General features: G+C 71.0%; 24 protein-coding genes. 17 read left to right on the top strand and 7 right to left on the bottom strand.

What is annotated here, in order from left to right:
* Window positions 1-30: 30 nt before the first annotated feature.
* On the bottom strand, window positions 31-558 hold the full coding sequence (locus tag ABH929_RS12760; protein ID WP_404561499.1) for a GNAT family N-acetyltransferase: 528 nt from the start codon (window positions 556-558) through the stop codon (window positions 31-33).
* Between ABH929_RS12760 and ABH929_RS12755 the strand changes: the two genes are divergently transcribed.
* The 3 genes from ABH929_RS12755 to ABH929_RS12745 are packed head-to-tail and all read left to right on the top strand — an operon-like array spanning window position 557 to window position 2,657.
* Window positions 557-1,198, top strand: a complete 642-nt coding sequence (locus ABH929_RS12755; RefSeq protein WP_404561498.1) for a helix-turn-helix domain-containing protein — start codon at window positions 557-559, stop codon at window positions 1,196-1,198. The two genes, ABH929_RS12760 and ABH929_RS12755, sit on opposite strands and share 2 nt — an antisense overlap.
* A gap of 22 nt (window positions 1,199-1,220) precedes the next feature.
* Complete coding sequence (locus ABH929_RS12750) at window positions 1,221-1,718, top strand: ribose-5-phosphate isomerase (RefSeq protein ID WP_263091800.1); 498 nt, start codon at window positions 1,221-1,223, stop codon at window positions 1,716-1,718.
* Window positions 1,719-1,727: 9 nt separating this feature from the next.
* A complete protein-coding gene (locus tag ABH929_RS12745) occupies window positions 1,728-2,657 on the top strand; it encodes an Fpg/Nei family DNA glycosylase (RefSeq protein ID WP_205464200.1) in 930 nt (309 codons plus the stop codon).
* Between the two features lie 6 nt (window positions 2,658-2,663).
* Here ABH929_RS12745 and ABH929_RS12740 read toward each other — a convergent pair whose 3' ends face one another.
* Entirely contained in the window at window positions 2,664-4,133 is a 1,470-nt protein-coding gene (locus tag ABH929_RS12740; RefSeq protein ID WP_404561497.1) for an amidohydrolase, read from the bottom strand.
* Window positions 4,130-4,768, bottom strand: coding sequence for an FMN-binding negative transcriptional regulator (locus ABH929_RS12735; protein WP_404561496.1), 639 nt, complete (start codon window positions 4,766-4,768; stop codon window positions 4,130-4,132). The genes ABH929_RS12740 and ABH929_RS12735 overlap by 4 nt, the downstream gene beginning before the upstream one ends.
* A gap of 158 nt (window positions 4,769-4,926) precedes the next feature.
* On the opposite strand from ABH929_RS12735, the gene ABH929_RS12730 reads away from it, so the two are divergent.
* The 7 genes from ABH929_RS12730 to ABH929_RS12700 all read left to right on the top strand — a co-directional run bounded on the left by ABH929_RS12730 (window position 4,927) and on the right by ABH929_RS12700 (window position 13,528).
* On the top strand, window positions 4,927-6,513 hold the full coding sequence (locus ABH929_RS12730) for an ABC transporter substrate-binding protein (RefSeq protein WP_263091804.1): 1,587 nt from the start codon (window positions 4,927-4,929) through the stop codon (window positions 6,511-6,513).
* An 11-nt stretch (window positions 6,514-6,524) separates the two neighbouring features.
* On the top strand, window positions 6,525-7,946 hold the full coding sequence (locus tag ABH929_RS12725) for a M14 family zinc carboxypeptidase (protein WP_263091805.1): 1,422 nt from the start codon (window positions 6,525-6,527) through the stop codon (window positions 7,944-7,946).
* Window positions 7,946-8,887 (top strand): ABC transporter permease, encoded by a 942-nt coding sequence (locus ABH929_RS12720; RefSeq protein WP_404561495.1) that lies wholly within the window; start codon window positions 7,946-7,948, stop codon window positions 8,885-8,887. The genes ABH929_RS12725 and ABH929_RS12720 overlap by 1 nt, the downstream gene beginning before the upstream one ends.
* Window positions 8,884-9,774, top strand: a complete 891-nt coding sequence (locus ABH929_RS12715; protein ID WP_263091807.1) for an ABC transporter permease — start codon at window positions 8,884-8,886, stop codon at window positions 9,772-9,774. The genes ABH929_RS12720 and ABH929_RS12715 overlap by 4 nt, the downstream gene beginning before the upstream one ends.
* Before the next feature lie 96 nt (window positions 9,775-9,870).
* A complete protein-coding gene (locus ABH929_RS12710; protein ID WP_404561494.1) occupies window positions 9,871-11,280 on the top strand; it encodes a serine hydrolase in 1,410 nt (469 codons plus the stop codon).
* Complete coding sequence (locus ABH929_RS12705) at window positions 11,277-11,879, top strand: GbsR/MarR family transcriptional regulator (protein ID WP_404561493.1); 603 nt, start codon at window positions 11,277-11,279, stop codon at window positions 11,877-11,879. The genes ABH929_RS12710 and ABH929_RS12705 overlap by 4 nt, the downstream gene beginning before the upstream one ends.
* A complete protein-coding gene (locus tag ABH929_RS12700; protein ID WP_404561492.1) occupies window positions 11,876-13,528 on the top strand; it encodes a dipeptide ABC transporter ATP-binding protein in 1,653 nt (550 codons plus the stop codon). The genes ABH929_RS12705 and ABH929_RS12700 overlap by 4 nt, the downstream gene beginning before the upstream one ends.
* A gap of 73 nt (window positions 13,529-13,601) precedes the next feature.
* Here the strand turns inward: ABH929_RS12700 and ABH929_RS12695 are convergent, their stop codons facing one another.
* Complete coding sequence (locus ABH929_RS12695) at window positions 13,602-14,183, bottom strand: hypothetical protein (protein ID WP_404561491.1); 582 nt, start codon at window positions 14,181-14,183, stop codon at window positions 13,602-13,604.
* Between the two features lie 132 nt (window positions 14,184-14,315).
* On the opposite strand from ABH929_RS12695, the gene ABH929_RS12690 reads away from it, so the two are divergent.
* Genes ABH929_RS12690 through ABH929_RS12680 form a run of 3 tightly spaced genes read left to right on the top strand, consistent with a single transcriptional unit; the run spans window position 14,316 to window position 17,471 of the window.
* Window positions 14,316-15,872, top strand: a complete 1,557-nt coding sequence (locus ABH929_RS12690) for a sensor histidine kinase (protein ID WP_404561490.1) — start codon at window positions 14,316-14,318, stop codon at window positions 15,870-15,872.
* A gap of 59 nt (window positions 15,873-15,931) precedes the next feature.
* Window positions 15,932-16,594, top strand: a complete 663-nt coding sequence (locus ABH929_RS12685; RefSeq protein ID WP_111084503.1) for a response regulator transcription factor — start codon at window positions 15,932-15,934, stop codon at window positions 16,592-16,594.
* 13 nt (window positions 16,595-16,607) lie between these two features.
* Window positions 16,608-17,471, top strand: a complete 864-nt coding sequence (locus ABH929_RS12680) for an EamA family transporter (protein ID WP_404561489.1) — start codon at window positions 16,608-16,610, stop codon at window positions 17,469-17,471.
* An 8-nt stretch (window positions 17,472-17,479) separates the two neighbouring features.
* On the opposite strand, the gene ABH929_RS12675 is transcribed toward ABH929_RS12680, so the two are convergent.
* The 3 genes from ABH929_RS12675 to ABH929_RS12665 all read right to left on the bottom strand — a co-directional run bounded on the left by ABH929_RS12675 (window position 17,480) and on the right by ABH929_RS12665 (window position 19,200).
* Entirely contained in the window at window positions 17,480-17,632 is a 153-nt protein-coding gene (locus ABH929_RS12675) for a hypothetical protein (RefSeq protein ID WP_159572741.1), read from the bottom strand.
* 102 nt (window positions 17,633-17,734) lie between these two features.
* Window positions 17,735-18,067: a hypothetical protein gene (locus tag ABH929_RS12670; protein ID WP_263091763.1), complete on the bottom strand. Its 333-nt coding sequence runs from the start codon at window positions 18,065-18,067 to the stop codon at window positions 17,735-17,737.
* Between the two features lie 101 nt (window positions 18,068-18,168).
* Entirely contained in the window at window positions 18,169-19,200 is a 1,032-nt protein-coding gene (locus ABH929_RS12665) for a LacI family DNA-binding transcriptional regulator (protein WP_404561488.1), read from the bottom strand.
* A 115-nt stretch (window positions 19,201-19,315) separates the two neighbouring features.
* Here ABH929_RS12665 and ABH929_RS12660 point away from each other — a divergent pair, with 115 nt between their 5' ends.
* From ABH929_RS12660 to ABH929_RS12645, 4 genes are read left to right on the top strand one after another with little or no spacing between them, the layout of a single operon-like run.
* Window positions 19,316-20,608 (top strand): ABC transporter substrate-binding protein, encoded by a 1,293-nt coding sequence (locus ABH929_RS12660; RefSeq protein WP_205464211.1) that lies wholly within the window; start codon window positions 19,316-19,318, stop codon window positions 20,606-20,608.
* Window positions 20,608-21,486 (top strand): carbohydrate ABC transporter permease, encoded by an 879-nt coding sequence (locus ABH929_RS12655; RefSeq protein ID WP_123673340.1) that lies wholly within the window; start codon window positions 20,608-20,610, stop codon window positions 21,484-21,486. The genes ABH929_RS12660 and ABH929_RS12655 overlap by 1 nt, the downstream gene beginning before the upstream one ends.
* A complete protein-coding gene (locus tag ABH929_RS12650) occupies window positions 21,483-22,445 on the top strand; it encodes a carbohydrate ABC transporter permease (protein ID WP_404561487.1) in 963 nt (320 codons plus the stop codon). The genes ABH929_RS12655 and ABH929_RS12650 overlap by 4 nt, the downstream gene beginning before the upstream one ends.
* On the top strand, window positions 22,445-23,821 hold the full coding sequence (locus ABH929_RS12645) for a glycosyl hydrolase (RefSeq protein WP_404561486.1): 1,377 nt from the start codon (window positions 22,445-22,447) through the stop codon (window positions 23,819-23,821). Before ABH929_RS12650 ends, ABH929_RS12645 begins: the two co-directional genes overlap by 1 nt.
* Window positions 23,822-23,852: the final 31 nt, after the last annotated feature.

The raw sequence follows: 23,852 nt of genomic DNA, 5'->3' as shown, positions 1-23,852 counted from the left end.
GCGCGGCTCGCCCCGGCCCCCCGGCTCGCGTCAGGCGAGCGGCAGGCGCATGAGCGTCAGGTCCAGCCAGCGGTCGAACTTGCGTCCGACCTCGGGTACGACCGCGACCGTGCTGAACCCGAGCTTGGTGTGCAGGGCGATCGACCCGGTGTTCGTGCTGCAGATCCCCGCCATCATGACGTGCCGGCCCTCGGCGGTCGCCCGCTCGACGAGCGACCGCATCAGGGTCGAGGCGATGCCCCGACCGCGGAACGACTCGACCACGTAGACGCTGTGCTCGACAGTGAGCCGGTAGCCGTGGTGCGGTCGCCACTGCGAGTACGTGGCGTACCCGGCAACGGTGCCGTCGACCTCGGCGACGAGCACGGGGTACCCGTCGCCCCGCCGTTCGGCCAGCCAGCCGTCGAAGTACGCGCGGGGGTGCGGGATCTCCTGCCAGATGGCGGTGGAGTGCAGCACGGCGTCGACGTGCAGGGCGTGCACGACGTCGAGGTCGCGGGGTTCGCAATCGCGCACCACGACCGGATCCGTCCCGTTCGTCGCATATGCTGTCGTCATGTCTCACATCGTAGACGAACCGATCGTCGATGACGCAACCGCCGCCGACGACACGGTCGCAGACGAACAGCGTGCTCTCGGCGAGCGTCTCCAGCGCCTGCGCACCGAACGGAAGTGGAGCCTCACCGAGCTCGCCGAGGAGTCCGGTGTCTCCCGCGCCATGATCAACCGCGTCGAGCGCGGGGTGTCGAGCCCCACCGCGACGATCCTCGGCCGGCTCTCCGGCGCCTTCGGCCTGACGATCTCGCAGCTCCTCGACGAGGCCCTCGAGCACGAGGTGCCCAGGGCGACCGACCCCGACGACGCACGGGGCATCCAACGCGGCGCGACCGCGGAGTCCTGGACCGATCCCGACACCGGGTACCGCCGCCGTCCGGTCTCGAGTGCGGCGTTCCCCGCGGACGTCACCGAGGTGCGCCTCCCGGCCGGCCGCGAAGTGGCCTACCCAGCGTCCGCCTACGCGTTCCTGCGGCACTGCATCTGGGTGGTCGACGGCGTGCTCGAGCTCGTCGTCGGCGGCGAGCCGACGCGGCTCGCCGCGGGCGACCGGATCGAGCTCGGTGACCCCGCCGACGTGGTCTACCGGAACCCGGGCGAGGGGCCCACGCGGTACGTCGTCGTGGTGGTCCGGGGGCAGTAGCCGCAGGAATAGGATCGGTTCCATGCGCATCCACCTCGGAACGGACCACGCCGGCCTCGAGTTCAACCAGACCCTCGCAACGCACTTGACCGAAGCCGGGCACGAGGTCGTGGACCACGGACCGACCGAGTACGACGCGCTCGACGACTACCCCTCGTTCTGCATCAACGCCGCGCACGCCGTGGTGCACGACCAGCGTGCCGGCGTCCAGGCGCTCGGCGTCGTGTTCGGCGGCTCCGGCAACGGCGAGCAGATCGCCGCGAACAAGGTCGAGGGCGTCCGCGCAGCGCTCGTCTGGAACGAGTCGACCGCACTCCTCGCACGCCAGCACAACGACGCCAACGTCATCTCGATCGGTGCCCGCCAGCACACCGAGGACGAAGCGATCCGCTTCGTCGACCTGTTCATCGCCGAGCCGTTCTCGGGCGAGGAGCGTCACGCACGCCGCATCGCGCAGCTGGCCGAGTACGAGCAGACGGGGCACATCGCCGGCAAGCAGATCGACGGCTCGGCCGAGTAGACAGGTCCCATGCCCGAGGGTCACTCCGTCCACCGAATCGCCAACCAGTTCACCCGCCACTTCGTCGGCAAGCGCTGCGAGGTGTCCAGTCCGCAGGGGCGGTTCGCCGCCGGGGCCGCGCAGCTCGACGGCAAGAAGTTGGTCGCCGCCCGCGCGGTGGCGAAGCAGATGTTCCTCGAGTTCGAGGACGACCTGTTCCTCCGGGTCCACCTCGGCCTGTACGGCGCATGGGACTTCGCGGGGGTGATCTCCACCGCCGAGGCACTGTCGGACGACGACGACCGCGAGGAGTCGCTCAGCTCGATCGGCGCACCACGGCTGGCGCGCTACCGGATGGCCGAGCAGGAGAAGGCCGAGGACCCGATCGAGTCCTTCCCGCCGGACCCGGTCGGCCAGGTGCGCGTCCGCATCCTGACCGAGGACACCGTCGCCGACCTTCGCGGGCCGACCGCGTGCGTCGTGGAGACGCCGGCCGAGGTGCAGCGCGCCCTCGACAAGCTCGGCCCCGACCCGATGAACGACGACGGTCCCGAGGCCGAGAAGGCCTTCGTCGACAACGTCCGGAAGCGGAATGTCGCCATCGGCCAGCTGCTCATGGACCAGTCCGTCGTGAGCGGCATCGGCAACATCTACCGGGCCGAACTGCTGTTCCGGCAGCGCATCGACCCGTACAAGGTCGGCAAGAAGATCACCGTCAAGCAGGCGAAGGCGCTGTGGGCGGACTGGTCGAAGCTGCTGCACGACGGCGTCCGCGACGGCCTGATGATGACGATGGACGGCCTGTCCGACGCCGAGTACAAGAAGGCGCAGCGGTCGCGCAAGGACCGGCACTGGGTCTACCACCGCCAGGGTGAGCCCTGCCGGGTGTGCGGCACCGAGATCCGGATGGCCGACATGGCCGGCCGGAAGCTCTACTGGTGCCCGAAGGACCAGAAGTAGCGCGCTTCAGAGCTCTGAGTACGTGAATCGTCCGGCGATCGCGGTCGCGAGCACCCGCGTCGATCGCAACGAGGACGACGACGCTGCCAGCGGGTCCGACCCGACGAGCACCAGGTCCGCGACGTCACCGACTGCGACGCTGACCCGACCGTCCGTCGAGCCCTGCCACGCGGCGAGCGTGGAGAGCCGTTCGGCGGGGTGCCACGGGTCGCGGCCGTCCCGGTCGCGTCCGACGGCCGCGGCCATCGAGATCCACGGGTCGAGCGGTGCGACGGGGGCGTCCGACCCGAGCAGCAGCCGGGCACCGGCTCGGGCGAGCGACGCGAACGCGAAGGCGCGGTCGGTGTGGCCCGCCCAGTGCCGGTCGGCGATGTCGCGGTCGTCCATGGCGTGCTCGGGCTGCACCGAGGCGGCCACCCCGAGCCTGGCGAACCGGTCGACGTCGGTGTCGACGAGCAGCTGGGCGTGCTCGATGGTGCCGCGGGCGCCGACGGCTTCGAAGACGTCGAGCGCGAGGGTGTTCGCCCGGTCGCCGATGGCGTGGATCGCGGGCACGAGTCCGGCGTCGACGGCCCGGCGGGTGATGGCCACGAGGTCGTCGAACTCCCATGCCAGCACGCCGGAGCCGTCGGTCATGGCCGCGGTCCGGGTGCCGAGCGAGCCGTCGGTGACGACCTTGAACGGCCCCATCGTGAGCAGGCCGCGGGTCCGGTCGACGACGTCGCCGGTACGGAGTCCGCGGTCGATCACGGCGTCGAGTTCCGCCGGGTAGACGCCCGACGACACCCGGAGCGCGTCGGTGCCGGCGTGGATCCGGCGCATCCAGCGGTCGAGGCCGAAGCGCATCTCGAGGTCGACGATGCCCGTCACACCGCGGGCCGCGGCGGCCTCCACGGCGTCGGCGACGTACCCGTCGAGCAGGTCGTCCGGCACCTGCGAGAGCGCGCCGGTCACGTCGAAGGCGTCCTGCTCGCGCAGGACCCCGTCCGGGCCCGCCTCGAGCGGCCGGCCGACGAGTGCGGAGAAGTGCGCGAGCGCGAGGGCGTTGCACCAGACGGCGTGCAGGTCACCGCTGATGACGACGGTCGGGAGGCCCGGTGCGGCCTGGTCGAGCAGCTCGCGTCGTGCGGGGGTCGGCCACAACCCGTCGCGGTAGCCGTGTCCGATCAGCACGCGGTCCGGCACCCCGGTCCGCGCGACCGCGGCGAGGAGCTCGGCGGTCGACTCCGCGGAGTCGCAGCCGGAGACGTCGACGCGGCGGCGCACCAGGGCCCACTGGTCGAAGTGCGTGTGGTGGTCGCGGAGGCCGGGGCCGAGCCAGGCACCGGCGGCCTCGACGACCTCGGTGTCGGGGCCGGCGGGGTCGAGCGTGCCGGCCGGCGCGATCTCGGTGACCAGGCCGTCGGCGATGCGGACGTCGGCAGGGGCCCCGGAGGTGCCCACCCGGCGGACGGTGCGGAGCAGGATCTCGCTCACCGTTCCTCCAGACCGTGCGCCCGTGCCATCTCGTCGGCGAGCGCCGGCGACGCGTAGGGGCCGTCGCCGCGCAGGCCGGCGATGATGCGGTCGACGACCTCGGGGGCCTTGTTCTGGGAGAGCTTCGCGCGGGCGTCGAACCGGGTGACCCGGATCCGGATGCCGACGGTGCCCTTCGCCATCCGGCGTGCGGTCTCCTCGTCGATCTCGAGGGACACCGGCTCGGGCATGACGCGCTCGAAGTGGTCGACGAGCTCACCGAGCACGCGGAAGTTCTCGTCGTCGGACAGCAGCTCCGGCGTGCCCCACAGGTGGGCGGTGACGTGGTTCCAGGTCGGCACGAACTGCTCGGGCGGGTACCAGGCGGGGGAGACGTAGCCGTGCGGACCCTGCACCACGACCAGGACCTCGTGGCGGCCGAGTTCGTGCGCGAGTTCGTCGGGGCGGCCGACGTGCGAGACGAGGACGATCGCGTCGGGGTCGTCGTCCGGACCGGGCGTCTCGAGCAGGAACGGGTAGTGCGACGCGACGATCCCGGCGTCGGTGTGCGACACGATCGTGGCCCACGGGTTGCCGGCGACGAGGCGCTTGACCTCGTCGACGTCCGTCATCAGGAAGTGGGGTGTGTGCCGCATGGTCCGAGCGTGGCACACGGCCCCGGTCGAGCGCGACACCTGTCGTTTCACGAGTGTTTCAGAACGGTAAAAGTTTCAGAGTTCATTGAAAGAAGCATTGTGCCGGGTGCTCCGACGGGCCTAGCTTCACTCATCAACGACGACCCGAGGAGACCCCCATGCGACGCAGGACCATCGCCGCCCTGGCCACGGCAGCCACACTGGCGCTCGTGGTGACCGGCTGCTCGGCGAGCGGCACGGCCGACTCCGCAGCGGACGCGAGCCTGGTGTACGCCACCGGCGAGCCCGACCACCTGACGCCCGGACGACAGACCGTCGCGTTCGACCAGGTGCAGAGCCTGTTCGCCCCGCTGACGCAGACCGACGCGAAGGGCGAGCTCCACGACGTCGCCGCGAAGAGCGTCGAGAGCGACGACGCCACCACGTGGACGATCACCCTCCGCGACGGCTGGACGTTCCAGAACGGTGAAGCCGTCACCCCGGAGAGCTACGTGAAGGCCTGGAACCACGTCGCCTACGGACCCAACGCGTGGGAGAACAGCGGGCAGCTCGCCGCGATCGTCGGGTACACGGACCTCAACCCGGCGAAGGGCACCCCGAAGACGAAGGAGATGTCGGGGCTGAAGGTCACCGGCAAGGACACCTTCACGGTCACGCTCACCCACGCCGACAGCCAGTTCCCGCTGCAGCTCAGCCAGGCCCAGACGGCGTTCTACCCGATGCCCGAGGCCGCCTACGACGACCTGAAGGCGTACGACAAGAAGCCGATCGGGAACGGCCCCTACGAGATGCAGTCGGCGTGGAAGGCGGACAAGGAGTTCACCGTCACCGCGTGGAAGGACTACGAGGGCACCAAGCCGGTCACGAAGGACGTCACGTTCCGGAGCTACTCGGACATGAACACCGCCTACACCGACGTCCTCGCGGGCAACGCCGACGTGCTGTTCCTGCCGACCGACAAGATGACGAGCGCGAAGGCCGACTTCGGCGACCGCCTGCACTCCTTCGACGCCCCGGGCATCGACTACCTCGGCTTCCCGCTCTGGGACGACCGCTACTCCGACCCGGACGTCCGACGCGCGATCTCGATGTCGATCGACCGCGACGAGGTGAACACCGCCATCTACGGCGGCCTGTACGACCCCGCCACCGCACTCACGCCCCCGTCGATGTCCGGCACGGAAGAAGGCATCTGCGGCGACGCGTGCGAGTTCGACCCCGCAGCGGCGAAGCAGCTCCTGGCGAAGTCCGGTGGCTTCGACGGCACGATCACGCTCGTCTACCCCGGCGGCAGCGGCCTCGACTCGCTCTACGAGGCCTACGCCAACCAGATCCGGCAGAACCTGGGCGTCGACACCGTCGCGAAGGCCACCACCGACTGGGCCTCGTACTACTCCGAGCTGACGGACAAGAAGGTCGCCGGCCCGCACTTCGGTCACTGGGGTGCGCTGTACATCAGCCAGCAGAACACCCTCCGCGCCCTGTTCACCCTGGCCGGCGGCTGCTCGCCCTGCACCGGGTACTACCAGTCCGACACCGTCGACGCCCTGCTGGCGAAGGCCGACTCGGCCGGCTCGCAGGACGAGGCGAACGAGTACTACACGAAGACGCAGGAGGCCGTGCTCGAGGACTTCCCCGTCGTCCCGACCTTCTTCGACAAGTACTCGTACGTCACGAGCGACAAGGTCACGAAGCTCCCCGCGGTCGCCGGCAGCCCGGTCGTCGCGCAGATCGCCGTGAAGTAGGGCACCACCACATGGACCAGCGCACCATCCTCCGCCTGGCGGCCGAGGTCCCCGCCCGAGACGGCTTCCCGCTCGTCGACGACCTGCACGCCCGGTTCGACGCGCTCGCCGCGGCGCACCCGGACCAGGTCACGGTCACCCGGATCGGCACCAGCCGGCTCGGCGAACCGCTGCACTCCTACCGGATCGGTACCGGGTCGCACGCCGCCGTCGTGGTCGGCGGCGTGCACCCGAACGAACCGATCGGTTCGTGGACGGCCCTGCACCTCGCCGAGACGGTGCTCACCGACGATGACGCCCGTGCGCTCGACGTCACCTGGCACATCGTCCCGACGATCGACCCGGACGGCATGCGGCTCAACGAGGCCTGGTTCCACGACCCGCACGACCGCGTCTTCTACTCGCGGCACTTCTACCGCCCGGCCCCGGACAGCCAGGTGGAGTGGACGTTCCCGAACCGCTACAAGTCGGTGTACTTCGACCAGGTGCTGCCCGAGACGCTCGCGTTCATGCGGCTCATCGACGACACCGAGCCGGACCTGCTGGTGTCGCTGCACAACGGCGAGATGGGTGGGGTCTACTACTACCTGTCCGAGGACCTGCCCGACGTCGTCGACACCCTGCACGCGGTCCCCGCCGCGCTCGGGCTGCCGCTCGACACCGGGGAGCCCGAGTCACCGTTCCTGCGCGAGCTCGCCCCCGCGGTGTTCGCGATGGACGGGATCGAGACCGCGTACGACTACCTGGAAGGGCTCGGGGTCGACCCGGGCGAGCACATCCACGGTGCGTCGAGCGCAGCGTGGGCGATGCGGCACGGGGCACTGTGCATGGTGGCCGAACTGCCGTACTGGAGCCACCCGGACGCCGACGACCAGACCCCGACCGACGAGTCGTACGCCGACCTGCTGCGGCGCTGCTCCGCCGAGCTCGGCGCTTCGGGTGAGGAACTCCAGCAGCTGCTCGACGAGGCGTCGCCGATGCTGTCGATCGAGTCGCCGTTCCTCGAGGCGTCGCGGGCCTTCGTGCCGATGCTCGCCAGCACGGCGGACACCGACCGCCGCCGGGCCGACCGCGAGCCGGCCGACCGGCGGGCCACCGTCGCGGAGCGCTTCGGCTGCGAGGACCTGGTCCGCTGCTTCCGGCTGCGCTACGGCGGCATGCTGCTCCGCGCGGTCGAGGCGGAGACCACCGCCGGCACGGCGTCCGCGCCGCTCCGGCGGCTCCGCGACCGCCTGGCGGAGCGCTACGCGCACTGGCAGGCGGACGCCGCCTCCGAGGCGGAACCGATCCCGGTGCGGAAACTCGTGGGGGTGCAGTACGGGGCGATCCTCGCCTGCGCGAGCCACGTCGCCGAAGGCGACGACGGAAGGCACAGTGCTGACCCGACCCGTGCCTCCCGTCCGGTGTCGGCGGCCGTGTCGGGAGGCGCGTGATGCGTCCGACGCTCGCCGTCGGTCGCCGGCTCGGCGGCCTGGCCATCGTGTTCCTCGGGGTGACGTTCCTCATCTACGCGATGACGTTCGCGCTGCCCGGTGACCCGATCCGGGCGCTCGGCGGCGACCGGCCGCTCAGCGACGCGGTCGTCCGCACGCTCCGGGCCGAGTACCACCTGGACCAGCCGCTGTGGCTGCAGTACGTGCAGTACCTCGGTGGGCTGTTCCGCGGCGACTTCGGCACCGACTTCAACGGGCAGTCCGTCGGCGAGCAGATGGCCTCGCGGTGGCCCGTCACGATCACCCTGGCGCTCACCGCGTGGGCGCTCGAGATCGTCCTGGGCATCGGCCTCGGAGTGCTCTCCGCACTCAAGCGCGGGACCGCACTCGACAAGACGGTCCTGGTCGGCACCATCGTCGTCGGTGCGATCCCCGTGTTCGTCCTCGGCGTCGCCCTGCAACTCGTGTTCTCGGTGCGGCTGCACTGGTTCCCGGTCGCCGGCGTCACCGCGGGCTGGCCGACGGCGTACATCCTGCCAGCGTTCGTCATCGCGCTGTTCGGGCTCGCGGCGGTGTCCCGGCTCACCCGCACCTCGATGATCGAGACCCTCGACGCCGACTACGTCCGGACCGCACGGGCCAAGGGGCTCACGCCCGGTCGGATCGTCGGCGTGCACGTGATGCGGAACTCGCTCATCCCCACCGCCACCTACCTGGCGACCGACCTCGGGTACCTGATGGGCGGCACCGTGATCATCGAGGGCATCTTCAACCTGCCCGGTGTCGGCAACCTGCTGTTCCAGGGCATCCGGTCGCACGAAGGTGCCGTCGTGGTCGGCATCTCGACGGCGCTCATCCTGGTGTTCCTCGTCACGAGCGTGCTGGTCGACCTGCTGCACGCCGCCCTCGACCCCCGCGTCCGGACCGGAGCAGCCGCATGACCACCTCAGCGCTCAGCGCCACCGTCGAACCCGTCGTCGGCGGCCGACGACGCCCCCTGCTGGCCGCGGCCCGCACCCCGGGCTTCTGGGTCCCCGCCTCGGTCCTGGTCGTCGTGCTGCTCGTCGCGTCGTTCCCGCAGCTGTTCGCCGGACTGTTCGGCCACGGCGACCCCCGGGTGTGCGACCTCGGGCAGAGCGGCGCCTCGCCGACCAGCGGACACCCGTTCGGCTTCGACCTGCAGGGCTGCGACGTGTACGCCAACGTCGTGTACGGCACGCGCTCGTCGATCGCCGTCGCGGTGCTCACCACCGTGCTCGCCGGCATGGTCGCCGTCGTCGTCGGGACGATCGCCGGCATGGTCGGCGGCTGGGTCGACGCCGTGCTCGCCCGCCTGACCGACGTGTTCCTCGGCTTCCCGTTCCTGCTCGGCGCCGTCGTGGTGCTCAACAGCGTGGGGGAGCGGTCCGTGCTGACGGTGTCGCTCGTGCTCGCGCTGTTCGGGTGGCCGACGATGGCCCGGCTCGTGCGGTCGAGCGTCCGCAGCGTGCGGAACGCCGAGTTCGTGCTCGCCGCCCGCACGATGGGGCTGTCCACCTGGCGGATCACCACCCGGTACGTGCTGCCGTCGTCGATCTCGCCGCTGCTCGTGCTCGCGACCATCACCGTCGGCGGTGTCATCGTGTCCGAGTCGTCGCTGACCTACCTCGGCATCGGGCTCGAGAGCCCGGCGATCTCGTGGGGACTGCAGCTCTCCGCCGCGACGTCGCAGTTCCTCCGCGCCCCGCACATGCTCATCGCCCCCGCGACGTTCCTCGCCGTCACGGTGCTCTCCGTCATCGCGCTCGGCGACACGCTGCGCGCCGCGCTCGACCCGCGTCGGCGCTGAGGCGTGTCGGCCCTGACCGGCGCCGACGCGCGTCGCGGCGGGCGCCGTCGCGACCGACGCGCCAGACTCGAACCACCGCCCTTCGAAAGGACCACCGTGACCGACACCCTCTCCGCGTACCGGAAGACCCTGCCCTACGTCCACGAGTGGGTCTCGTACAAGGTCTGGCAGCTGCGGGTGCCGGGCGTGCAGGTCGCCATCGGGTTCGGCGGCGAGGTGCTGTTCGACGAGGCCTGGGGCTACGCCGACGTCGAGGCCGGTCGCCGCCTGACCACCACCGACCTGTTCCGCATCGCCTCGCACTCGAAGACCTTCACCGCGACCGCGCTCCTGCAGCTCGCCGAGCGCGGGTCGCTCCGCCTCGACGACACCGTGGGCACGTACGTCCCGGCACTCGTCGAGGGCGGGTCGCCGCTCGCCGACGCCACGATCCGGGAACTCATGGAGATGGGCGCCGGGGTCATCCGGGACGGCCACGACGGTGACTACTGGTCGCTGCTCCGCCCGTTCCCGGACGAGCAGGAGCTGCTCGCGCTCGTCCTCGACCGCGGGCAGAAGGTCCCCACCGGGTCGTCGTTCAACTACTCGAACCTCGGGTACTCGCTGCTCGGGCTCGTCATCGCAGCGGTGTCCGGGCAGTCCTACAACGACTTCGTCCGCGAGTCGATCACCGAACCGCTCGGCCTCCGCAACACCGGACCGGACTGGGACCCCACCCGCGCCGACGACTTCGTGGTCGGGTACACCGGCTTCCACACCGCCCGGTCTCGGCAGCGCATCGACCACGTCGACACCCGTGCGATGGCCGCGGCGACCGGGTTCCACGGCACCGCGTCCGACCTGGTCCGGTACTTCTCGCAGCACGTCATCGGCCAGGGCACCCTGCTCGACGACCACTCGAAGCGGCTCGCGCAGCGGAAGGCGTGGAGCGCCACCGAGGACCCGGCGGCCCGCGGCTACGGCGCCGGGTTCATCGTCGACCGCATCGGGGGGCGAGACGTGCGCGGCCACTCCGGCGGGTTCCCCGGGCACATCACCCAGTCGCTGTTCGACCCGGCATCCGGACTCGTCGTGTCCGTGCTGACGAGCGCTGCCGCGGGGCCAGCCACCCTCATCGCCACCGCCATCGTGCAGATGCTCGACGCCGCGGCGGACACGTCCGCGCCGGGCACCCCCGTGCCCGACGACGTCGACACCACCACCTACACCGGACGCTTCGCCAACCCGTGGGGCGTCAGCGACATCGCCCGGATCGGCGACCGGCTCGTCGAGGTCGACCCGTCCGGACCGGAACCGCTCGACACCCCGACCCGGCTCGAGGTCGTCGACGCGGACACGCTCCGGATGACGCACGGCAACCGCTTCGGCTCGGTCGACGAGGACATCACCTTCACGCGCGACGCCGACGGTACCGTCCGGTCGATCCGTGCCGGTGGCGGCATGACCGAGGAACCGTGGACGATCCCGGCCGAGTCGCCCGAGGTCGCGGCAGGGCTGGCACCGTGAGTGACGTGGAGGGTCGGGGCGACGGTGCCGGGCACGACGACGGTGCCGGGCACGACGACCGTGCCGGGCACGACGACGTCGTGCTCGGACCCGACCGCCAGGCGTTCGTCGAGGAGTTCGCCCTCATGCTCAACGACGGTGCGGGCATGCCCCTGACCGACGCCCGCGTGCTCGGCTACCTGATGATGACGCGCGCGCCGCACTCGTCCTCCGCCGATCTCCAGCGCGCGCTCGGCGCCAGCTCCGGTTCGGTCTCGATGGCGACGCGCCGGCTCGTCGACTCCGGGTTCGTGAAGCGGCAGATCGTCGCCGGCGAGCGCAGCCACTACTTCCGTGCCGAGGCCGACGTCTGGGGCTCCTGGCTCGCCGGCGAACGGAAGTACCTCGACCGGCAGCGCGACGTCATCGGACACGGTCTGGCCGTCGTCGAGCACGCCGGCCGCACCGGGGCGGGCGACGTCGACGCCGAGGTGCGTGAGCGCCTGCTCAACGGCCGCGACTACATGCAGTGGTTGCAGGGCCACCACCACAAGATGCTCGAGGACTGGGAGGCGTTCAAGGCCGCCCGCGACCGCACCGACCGCTCGGAGACCCCATGACCGACGTCCTGACCGTCGACCACCTGTCCGTGACCTTCGACGTCGACGGCGCCGAGGTCCGCGCGGTCGACGACGCCTCGTTCACCGTCGGCCGCGGCGAGGTCGTCGCCGTCGTCGGGGAGTCCGGTTCCGGCAAGAGCATGACGGCGATGACGGCGATGGGGATCGCGCCGGACGGGGCGCGGTCCTCCGGCAGCATCCGGCTCAGCGACCTCGAGGTGCTCGGCACCGACGAGCGCACCCTGCGCGGGGTCCGCGGCCGCAGCGTGTCGATGATCTTCCAGGACCCGTCGGCTGCCCTCAACCCGGTGTTCACGGTCGGGTTCCAGCTGGCCGAGGCCGTCCGCCGCGCCGACGCCTCGCACGACCGCGCCGCCGTCCGTGCGCGGTCGCTCGAACTCCTGCGTGCCGTCGAGGTGCCGGAACCCGAACGCCGGCTCGGCCAGTACCCGCACGAGCTCTCCGGCGGACAGGCGCAGCGGGTGATGATCGCGATGGCGCTCGCCGCCGACCCCGACCTGCTCATCGCCGACGAGCCGACCACCGCACTCGACGTCACGGTGCAGGCCGAGGTGCTCGACGTCCTGCGTGCGCTGCGGGAACGCACCGGCACCGCGATCCTCCTCATCACCCACGACATGGGCGTCGTCGCCGACATCGCCGACCGCGTGGTCGTCATGCGCCGCGGTCGCGTCGTCGAGACGGGCACCGTCGCCGCGGTCTTCTCCGCACCGTCCGCCGACTACACCCGCGACCTGCTCGCTGCGGTCCCACGCATGGGCACCGAGGTCGGCCGGGAGGCGCGGGTCGACCCCGTCACCGAGGCCCCGTCGGTCGTCCTCGACGTCCGGCACCTCGTGGTCGAGTACGGCGGTGCACTGCGCGGGCGGTTCCGCGCGGTCGACGACGTGTCGTTCACGGTCGGTCGCGGTGAGATCGTCGGACTCGTGGGCGAGTCCGGCAGCGGCAAGACCACCATCGGCCGCGCCGCCGTGGGGCTCGCACCGATCACGTCCGGTTCGGTCGTCGTCGAGGGCACCGACGTGGCGGTCGCCCGGCGAGCAGCTCGTCGGGCGATGCGGCGACACGTCGGCGTGGTCTTCCAGAACCCGCTCCGGTCGCTCAACCCGCGCTACACGGTCGGACAGACCGTCGCAGAGCCGCTCCGGCAGATCCTGCGCCTGCCGTCGGCCCAGATCGACGAACGGGTGGACCGGCTCCTCGCCGACGTCGGCCTGGACGGCGGGTACCGCGAGCGCTTCCCGCACGAGCTCTCCGGCGGACAACGGCAGCGCGTCGCGATCGCCCGCGCCGTCGCACTCGACCCCGCACTGCTCATCGCCGACGAGCCGACGAGCGCCCTCGACGTCTCGGTGCAGGCGCGGGTGCTCGACGTCTTCCGCGAGCTGCAGGAACGCCTGGGCTTCGCGTGCCTGTTCGTCACCCACGACCTGGCCGTGGTCGACACGCTGTGCGACCGGGTCGTCGTGCTGCACGGCGGGAAGGTCGCCGAGCAGGGGACCCGCGACGCCATCCTCCGGTCACCGCAGGACCCCTACACGCGTCGACTCATCCAGGCTGCGCCGGTGCCCGACCCGGACGAGCAGGCAGTGCGCCGGTCCGAGCGCCTGGCGGCACGGGCCGACTGAGGGGCGCACGCCGGCGCTGCGGCGCTGCGGCCCTGCGGCCCTGCGGCCCTGCGGCCTCAGCGTCGTTGCGGAGTCAGCGCACCTCGGCCGAGGCCCAGAGCGCGTTCATTCCCCGGCCCACCGGACGCAGGAGCGGGATGGCGACGAGCACCGTCGCCGCCAAGTAGGCCACGGTCTGCAGCAGCCCCGGGACGGAGAACGTGATGCCGAGTGCTTCCTGCGGCAGCGCCGTCAGGAGCACCGTGTTCGACAGCAGCGCGGCGACGAACCACAGCGACGCCGCCACGGCGACGACCCAGCCGAAGGCCCGCTGCACGCCGTCCTCGTTCCGGATGGTCAGCACCCCGAACGCCACGAGTGCACCCTGCGCGACGACGAGGAGCACCTCGGTAACCCAGCTCGGCGCGGGCCACAGGAGCGCGAACGCCAGGACCGACACCGCGAACGCGAGCGCCCGACGGTCCCGAGCGCGCACCGCGGCGACGAGCACGACCACGCCGGCCAGTCCGGCGAGCGCCGTGGCGACGAGGAGCAGTCCGTTCGGCAGGTCCCACGGCGCGAGCCAGATCGTCCCCACCAGTCCGCGCGCCCCGAACACGACCGCTGCGACGACAGCCGCGGCCGAGACCACCCGAACCCCCGTGATGTTCTGCATACCCGGACACTACTCCCGCGCCCGTGACGCCGCCATGGTGCCCCGGTAGTCGGCGGAACGGGGGGATAACCCCACCCGGGGTGGGGAGGGGGCAGGATGGGGGAACGGCCCCGTGATCGCGAGGCTGGAGTCATGACCGACACCGACCGCCTCGACCAGGCGCGAACCGTCCCGCTGGACGACGTCACACCCTCGCCCGACCAGGCCCAGACCGTCCCGCTGGGCGACTCCGTCCCACCTGGAGCCACCAAGCCGATGCCGCAGTACCCGCGACAGCACGAACAGCAGACCCCGCCGGCGTCGTGGGAAGCGACCCCGGCGAACGGATCGGCACCGGGTGGCGGTCGTGGCGGCAGTGCGGGCTCCGGCATGACCGCCGGCGCGTTCTACCGCGAGTCCTGGAAGCGCCTGCCGCGCGACTTCGGGTACATGGCCCTGACCGGGGTGCTGCTCTGCACGCTCTACTTCGCGTTCCCCGCGGCGATCTTCGGCGGCGGCTTCCGCGACCTGTTCAACCCGTTCGTGCTGCTGATGTTCTTCATCGCGCTGTTCGTGGCGCGGTGGCTCGGACAGTTCGAGAAGCTCCGCATCGGATGGGCCGACCGGCGTCCGATCCGCCCGGTGGACTGGACGCCCCGTTGGCAGCAGAACTGGTGGACGCGCACCGGTTCCGCGGTCGCCAACCCGCACTACTGGCTCTACCTGCTGCACGCAGCGGTCGTGTACCCGCTCGTCGCGCTCTTCACCGTGGGCGCCGGCGTCCTGCTGCTCGCCGGGTTCCTCTGGCCCGTCGGGCTCGCGGTGGTCGCGTTCGCGAACGGCCTGAGCGCGCAGTACTTCGGGTGGGACATGACCTCCGTCGTCGGCTTCGGGTTCCTCGGGCTGCTGTCGATGGCCGCCTCGGTCGTGCTGTTCCCGCTCTGGGCCCGTGGCTCGGTCATCGCGCACTACTGGGTGGACTTCGGTCTGCTCGGCGGGTTCCGTGCCGAGCAGCTCGAGCAGCGCGTCGCCGGACTCCAGGCCTCCCGTGCCGGTGCGGTGACCGCCGAGGGCCAGGCCCTGCGCCAGATCGAGCGCGACCTGCACGACGGCCCGCAGCAGCGCCTGGTGCGGCTCCGGATGGACCTGTCGGCAGCGGAACGCGCGTTCGACAAGGACCCGCAGAAGGCGAAGCAGCTCATCGGCGAGGCCTCGGAGCACGCGCAGGACGCCCTCGACGAACTGCGTGCACTGTCCCGCGGGTTCGCCCCACCGATCCTGCTCGACCGCGGGCTCGTGGCGGCCCTCGAAGCCCTCGTCGCCCGCACCCGAATCCCGGTCGGCCTCGACGTCCGCCTGCCCGAGGGCCTCGAGCTCGCGACGGAGATCCAGCGCAACGTGTACTTCACGGTGAGCGAACTCCTGACGAACACCATGAAGCACGCCGGTGCGACGACGGCCGGGGTGTACCTCGGCCTCGTGGTCGACGCCTCGGGGCTCTGGTACCTGACCGTCAGCGTGACCGACGACGGCCGCGGCGGCGCACGACCCCAGCAGGGCCACGGCATCGAGGGCCTGATCGGCCGGATGCGTGCACTCGACGGCGACCTGGTCGTCGCGAGCCCCGAGGGCGGCCCGACCGAGGCCACGGCGCGGATCCCGCTCGGTGCCCTGAACGGCGTGCCCACGACGGCGAACCCGCGGTCGTGACCCCACGGGAGCGCCCGTGCTCCCACGGGAGCGCCCGTGCTCCCACTAGGCTGGTCGGCATGACAGACGGCCCGGATGCAGCACGCATCCGGGCCGTCGTCGTCGACGACGCCGTCCTGCTGCGCGAGGGCCTGGCCCGCGTGCTCGACGAAGCCGGCATCGACGTCATCGGCCAGTACGCCGACGCCCGTGCGTTCCTCGCGACGCTGCCGGACGGCGCTCCCGACGTCGTCGTCATGGACGTCCGGATGCCGCCGACCTTCACCGACGAAGGCGTCCGCGCAGCCGTCGAGACCCGCAGGATCGCCCCGCGCACCGGGGTCCTGCTCCTCTCACAGTACGTCGAGGCCACCTACGCCGAGGACGTCCTCGCCGCCGGTGCGACGGGCATCGGCTACCTGCTCAAGGACCGCGTCACCCGGCTCGAGGAGATCGATGACGCCGTACGCCGGATCGCCGCCGGCGGCACGGTGCTCGACCCCGAGGTCGTCACGCAGCTGATGAGCCGGCGGCGCGACCCGCTCGCCGCGCTCACCCCGCGCGAACGCGACGTGCTCGGTCTGATGGCCGAGGGCCGCACGAACGCGGCCATCGCCCGCGCCCTCGTCATCGGCACCGGCGCCGTCGAGAAGCACGTGTCGAGCATCTTCGGCAAGCTCGCGCTCGAGGACACCGGCGAGGACCACCGCCGCGTCCTCGCCGTGCTCGCCTACCTCGGATGAGCCGGGCCCGCGGATGAACCAGGCCCGCGGTACCGACCGGATCCCGGCTCCGCTGCTCGCCCTCACCGCGATGGTGTCCGTCCAGGTCGGTGCCGCGATCGCGAAGACCCACTTCGACGACGTCGGCGCGGTCGGGGCCGCGACGCTCCGGCTCGTCATCGGCGCGGTGGTGCTCGCGCTGGTCGTCCGTCCTCGCGTCCGGCACTGGACCCGCGCGCAGTGGCTCGGCGCGGTCGGCCTCGGGCTGGCGCTCGGCGGGATGAACGTCTTCATCTACCTGGCCTTCGCGACCATCCCGATCGGGGTCGCGGTGACGATCGAGTTCCTCGGTCCACTCGCCCTGTCCCTCGTGCACACCCGGCGGTGGCGGGATGCCCTCTGGGCCGCCCTGGCGCTCGCCGGCGTCGTCCTGCTCGGGGTCGGCCCGAGCGCCGTGACCGAGGTCGGCGGCGTCGTCTGGGCCGTGCTCGCGGCGGCCTGCTGGGCGGGCTACATCGTGATGAACCGGCACGTCGGCGCCGCGATCCCGGGTGTCGACGGCCTGGTGGTGTCGATGGTGGTCGCGATGCTCGTGTCGCTGCCGTTCGGGTTGCCGTCCGCGGTCGACGGCGTGGTCCGCGAACCCGTGCTCCTGCTCGTCTTCGGCGTGGTGGCCGTGCTGTCGAGCGTGCTGCCCTACGCCCTCGAGATGCTGGCGTTGCGGCGGATGCCGACGCGGGTGTTCGGCGTGCTGCAGAGTCTCGGCCCGGCGATCGCCGCGCTGGCCGGGCTCGTCGTGCTCAGCGAGGGGCTGTCCGTGCTGGAGACGGTGGCGCTGGTGTGCGTCACCGCTGCCAGCGTCGGCGTCACGCTGTCCGCGCGCCGCCGACGCCGCTGAACGACCGTCTACTCGTCGCCGAGGAAGTCGGCGTACGTGGGTTCCGTGTGTTCACCCGACAGCAGGGCCGGGTCGTTGACCCGGGCCTCGACGTAGGCGCTGATGACCTCGGGTGGGGTGAGCACGTGGGCGACCCAGGACGGCACCGCTGTGTTCTTCATGGTGCCTCCTCGTCCCGGAGCGGCACTCGAACGAATGCCTCGATCAGTGAGTTACTTGCCGAACCGGTGTTCGGTAAACGATCCTCGGGGTGTGGCCGGAAGTCAACGCGCTGCGTTCTGCGGACTCCGCATCGCGCGTTCCGGCTGGTCGGCACGCAGGGTGCGGTGCTTCACGGCCGACCGCCACACCCAGGCGTCCGCCTGCTGTCCGAACTGCGCCCACTCGACCATGACGGCGTCACGCGTCCAGCTCTTCGCGAAGGCCTTCACCCGGACGTGGAAGGTCGGGAACTGGATCCACGCCCAGACCGGCACGGGGGTGACGGCGTGGCAGACGTCGGGCCCGCGGGCGTCCTCGGACAGTGAGTAGGCGCGCGGACGTTCGACCTCCGGGTGTTCCGGGGGCTGCCACCGGTTCTCGCGACGCCGTCCCACGACGGTATTCGAACGTGTGTTCGAACGTGAGTCAAGTCCGCCGCGTGCTGTGGACGCAGACGAGCAGAGTGCTGGGCGTGTCGGATGGTGCCGACGACGGGTCAGGACCGCGCGCGTGTCGTCGATTCCCGGACACTGAGGGTCAGTGGCGGCCCGGGGCGTGACGGCAACGGGGCATCGGCGTCGATCTGTGCGCGCAGGAGCGTCGCCGCGCGCTGCCCGAGCTCCACGGTGTCGCGGGTCAGCGAGGTGATGGACGGCCGGACGAGTTGGATCATCGCCGAGTCGTCGAACGACACGATCGAGACGTCGGTCGGCACGGCGATGCCCATCTCGCTCGCGACCCCGAGCCCGGCGACCGCCAGGACGTCGTTGTCGTACACGATCGCCGTCGGCCGACTGCTGCGGGATAGCAGGGTGCGGGTCGCACTCGCGCCAGCCTCGGCGGAGTAGTCGGTCGGGATCGACACGGCGTCCGCGAGCCCCTCGGCCGCCGCGAACGCCCGGACGCGTTCGATCCGCATGGCGGTGTGCTCGAACTCCGGGCGCCCGGCGACGTGCGCGATGCGCCGGTGCCCGAGCGCGTGCAGGTACCGAAGGACAGTGTCGGTCGCGTCGCCGTCGTCGATCCACACGCTCGGTGCGGAGCCCTCTGGTGAGGGGTGGGAGCCGACCACGACCGTGGGCATGCCGAGTTCGGCGAGCAGGGTGAGCCGGTCGTCGTCGCGCCGCGGGTCGATGACGACGACACCGTCGACCCGGTGCCCACGCCACCACGCCCGGTAGGTCTCGAGCTCCTCGGCCGCGTCGCGTGCCACGAGCAGGTTCATCCCGACGTGGGTGCCGGCGAGCCCGAGCTGGATGCCGGAGATCAGGTCACCGAAGAACGACTCGGTGCCGAGCGTGCGGGCCGGCCGGTTCAGCACGAAGCCGATCGACCCGGCTTTTGCGCCGCCCAGGGCGCGGGCCGCGGTGTGCGGTTGCCAGTCGAGTTCGCGGGCGATCGCGCGGACGCGTTCGCGGGTCTCGTCGGACACGCCGGGGCGGTCGTTGAGGGCGAACGAGACCGCGCTGACGGACACGCCGGCACGCGCGGCGATGTCGGAGATCGTCGTTCGACGGTTCGTGGCCACGGGCTTGACTATAGCGTTTTAGTCCTTCATAGTCACTGCCACAAGCGGGTTCAGCCGCAGGGACTGAACCGGTTCAGCACGATGACGAAGCAGGATGACGAGGGAGTCAGACGCCATGAGGACCACCACACGTGCGACGAGGAGCCGCGCCGCAGCGCTGCTCGCAGGAGCTGCCGCCACGGCACTCGTCCTGACCGGCTGCTCGAGCGGCGGCAACGCGGCCGACACCGGCAGCGGGGAGATCAGCGGGTCGATCACGCTGCAGACCTGGGCGCTCACGCCGACGTACACGGGCTACCTGAACGGGGTGATCGCCGACTTCGAGAAGGCCCACCCCGACGCGAAGGTCAAGCTGCAGGACCAGCCGGGCGACGGCTACGCCGACAAGGTGCTCAGCCAGGCGTCGTCGAACTCGCTGCCCGACGTCATCAACCTGCCGCCGGACATCGCCCTGCCGCTCGCGAAGCGCGGGTTCCTGCAGGACGTCGCGAAGGACGACGCCAAGCTCGCGAGCACCTACGTCTCCGGCGCCCTGGACTCGTACCAGTACAAGGGCGTGGACGGCACGTTCGGCTACCCCTGGTACCTCAACACCGACGTCGACTACTGGAACGCGACGATGTTCACGAAGTGCGGCCTCGACGCGGAGAACCCGCCGAAGACCACCGACGAGCTGTTCACGCAGGCGAAGACCATGCACGAGAACTGCCCGACCGACTACCTGATGAGCCGGAAGCCCGGCCTCGGCGACTTCACCCTGGCCGGCGTGAAGGTCCTCAACGCGGACGGCACGAAGTTCACGTTCGCCGACTCGTCGAAGGCCGCCGACCTGATCGAGCGCTACAGGGACGCGTACCAGGACGGCTACATGCCCTCGAACGTGCTGAACAGCGACTACCTCGGCAACTCCACCCTGTTCACGCAGCAGAAGGTCGCCTGGACCACCGGCGGCGCCACGTCGCTCGCCGACTTCGAGAAGAACAACCCGTCGCTCAAGGGCAAGGTCACCGTCAGCCCCGCACTCGACACCCCGCCGCTGTACGTGCAGGGTCTGTCGGTGTCGGCCAAGTCGAAGCACCTCGCCACGGCCGAGGCGTTCGCGAAGTTCATGACGAACGCGGAGAACCAGGAAGCGTTCGCGCACAAGGTCAACATCTTCCCGTCGACCACGTCGTCGCAGTCCGACCCGTACTTCTCGAAGGACGACGGCACCGTCAACGGCGAGGCCCGTGTCCTGGCGAACGAGGCCCTGAAGACCGCGAAGGTCCTCAACCCGGTCGAGGCGAACTCCGCGATGACGGACTTCCTCGACCAGCAGATCGCCCTCGCCATGAAGGGCCAGGTCGCGCCGGAGAAGGCGCTGCAGACCGCCCAGACCAAGATGAACAGCCTGCTGGCCAACGGCTGATGCGCGCCAACCGCTGGTTCACGCCCTGGCTGCTCGTCTTGCCGGCCCTCGTCTGGCTCGTCGCGTTCAGCCTCTGGCCGTCGATCAACACCGTCCGGCTGTCGTTCACGAACGCCAGCCCGCTGGGGGGCGTGAGCCAGTGGGTGGGCCTTGCGAACTTCGAGACCCTGCTCGCCGATCCGCAGGTGTGGGAGGCGCTGCTCAACAGCGTCATCTACATGGCGATCTGCCTGCCGCTGCTGACCGTGCTGCCGCTGCTCATCGCGGTGCTCGTCCAGCAGAAGCTGCCGGGGATCGCGTTCTTCCGCACGGCGTTCTACACGCCGGTCATCGCGTCGGCCGTGGTCGTCGGGCTCATCTGGACCTGGATCCTCGACGACCGCGGCGTCATCAACGAGATGGCGCAGGCGCTCGGCGTCGTGCAGGGCAGCGTCCCGTTCCTGACCGACCGGTGGCTGCTGCTCCTCAGCGCGATCAGCCTGACGGTCTGGAAGGGCCTCGGCTACTACATGATCATCTTCCTCGCGGCCCTCGGGAACGTCGGCAAGGACCTGCACGAAGCGGCCGCCCTCGACGGCGCCGGATCGGTGCGACGGTTCTGGTCGGTCACCATGCCGGGGGTCCGCGGCACCATGACGCTCGTCGGGATCCTGGTGTGCGTCTCCGCGCTCCGGGTGTTCAGCGAGCTCTACATCCTCACCAACGGCACCGGTGGGCCCGGCGGGCAGGACAACTCGCTCGTCATGCTCATCCAGCAGTACGCCCGCGGCTTCACCGGCAACCTCGGCTACGCGTCCGCCCTGAGCCTCCTGCTCTTCGTCGTGACGCTGATCCCGATGCTCGCCCTCGCGCGGATGAACAGCAAGGCGGACAAGTGACGAACACGACGACCACCGAACCCGCCCTGGGCGGGGCGCGCGGTGCAGCCAGCCCGACGCCGGACGTGACTGGAGCGACGGACGGGGGACGGGCCTCCCGGCCTCCCCGCAAGCGCCGTCGCGCGGTCTGGGGCGTGATGTCGACCCGCGAGAAGGTCGTGCGCTACGTCCTGCTCATCGTGGTGCTCTTCATCACGATCGGCCCGTTCCTGTGGCAGCTGTCCACCTCGCTCAAGGGTGCCGGCGAGGACATCTACACCGCGAACCCGTCGTTCATCCCGACCGAGCCGACCATCGAGAACTACCTGAAGGTGGCCGCCGCGATCCCGGTGTGGCGCTACATCGGCAACTCGCTGCTCGTCGCCGCGATCGACGTGTTCGGCAACATCGTCTTCGCGACCCTCGCCGGCTTCGCCCTGGCGCGGCTGCAGTGGCGGCACCGCAAGCTCGTGCTCGGGCTGTTCCTCGCGACCCTCGTCCTGCCCGGCGAGGCGACGATCATCTCGCAGTTCGTCACCGTCAAGGACCTCGGCCTCGCCGACAACCTGGTCGGCGTCGCCCTGCCCGGCATGATCGCCGCACTCAACGTCCTGCTCATGTTCAACGCGTTCCGGCAGATCCCCGAGGAGATCGACCAGGCCGCGGTGATGGACGGTGCGAACGCGATGCAGCGGCTGCGGTACATCTCGCTGCCCGCCGTGCAGGGGACGATCGCCGTCATCGCGATCTTCTCGTTCATCGGGGCGTGGGACGACTTCCTGTGGCCGCTCATCGTGCTGCAGTCGCCGGAGAACCTCACCCTGACCGTCGGGTTGCAGTACCTGCAGGGCACGTTCGCGACCGACCAGCGCATGATCGCCGCCGGCACCATGATCGCGTTCATCCCGATCGCCGTGATCTTCGCCGTCCTGCAACGCTTCTTCTTCAAGGGCGTCGAAGAGGGCGGTGTGAAGGGCTGATGCGCTTCGGGGTCAACTACACGCCCTCGGTCGGCTGGTTCCACTCGTGGCTCGACTTCTCACCGTCCGACACCGCCAGGGACCTCGAGGCGATCGCCTCGCTCGGCGCCGACCACGTGCGGATCTTCCCGCTCTGGCCGGTGGTGCAGCCCAACCGCACCCTCATCCGGGCGTCGGCACTGCAGGACGTCGCGACGGTCGTGGGCATCGCCGGCTCGTTCGGGCTCGACGTCAACGTCGACGCCCTGCAGGGGCACCTGTCGAGCTTCGACTTCGTGCCGTCGTGGCTGGACAGCTGGCACCGTCGGAACATGTTCACCGACCCGGACGTCGTCGCGTCGACCGCGGCGTACGTCCGGGCGCTCGCCGCGGCGGTCGCGGACAAGCCGAACCTGCTCGGCATCACCATCGGCAACGAGGTGAACCAGTTCGCACACGCGCCGCACCCCGCTCCGCACGACATCACGGCGGAGCAGGGGCACGCGTGGGCGGCGGCGATGGTCGCCGCGGCACGTTCCGGGCTCGCGTCCGGTTCGTCCGGTTCGTCCGGCCGGGAGGCCCGGGTCGACTCCTCCGCGTCGGCCCCGTCCGGCAGCCGGCCGCGTCCACGGCCGCTGATCACCGTCGCGCAGTACGACGCGGCCTGGTACGACGACGCGCAGCCGTTCGGACCGGAGCACGCGGCGGACCACGGTGACGCCACCGTCACGCACTCGTGGGTGTTCAACGGCTCGGCGGCGCTGCACGGCGCACTCGGGTCCGGCTCGGTGCGGCACGGGGAGTACCTGCTCCAGCTCGCCGCAGCCTGGAACCGCGACCCCGCACGGCCGAACTGGCTGCAAGAAGTGGGAGCGCCCACCAACGTCGTCGCCCCGGAGGACGCCGCCTCGTTCACCGAGCAGACCATCCGGCACGTGCTCGGGGCGCAGCAGGTGCTCGGCGTCACCTGGTGGTGCTCGCACGACGTCGCCAGGTCGCTCGCCGACTTCCCGGAGCTCGAGTACGACCTCGGGCTCTTCACCAACGACGGCCGGGTCAAGCCGGCGGGGGAGGCCTTCGCCGCCGTCGCACGGTCCGGTGCCACCGGCACCGCCGCTGCACCGCCGGCCACGGCGCTCGTGCTCGACGACGTGCTGCCCGACGGCGCGGACCGGCACGGGATGCGTGCCGACTGTGCCCCCGGCGGGCGCTTCGCCGCCGCCTGGCTCGCGGTCGCGTCGGCGGAACCCGACGGTCGCGGTCCACAGGTGGTCCTGCGTTCCCGGCTCGACGACACCGAGATGCTCGCCGCCCGTGGCATCGACCGATGCGTCGACGTGCCCGCCGAGCTCGGCTCCACCTCCATCCGCGTCGCACACCCCGCGACCACGCACTGACCGGCGACCACGCCCCGACCCTGGAAGGCTC

Source organism: Curtobacterium sp. AB7 (assembly GCF_044909335.1).
GTDB lineage: Bacteria > Actinomycetota > Actinomycetes > Actinomycetales > Microbacteriaceae > Curtobacterium.
Note: the sequence above shows the minus strand (reverse complement) of the source record. Positions and strands in the feature narration are given on the sequence as shown.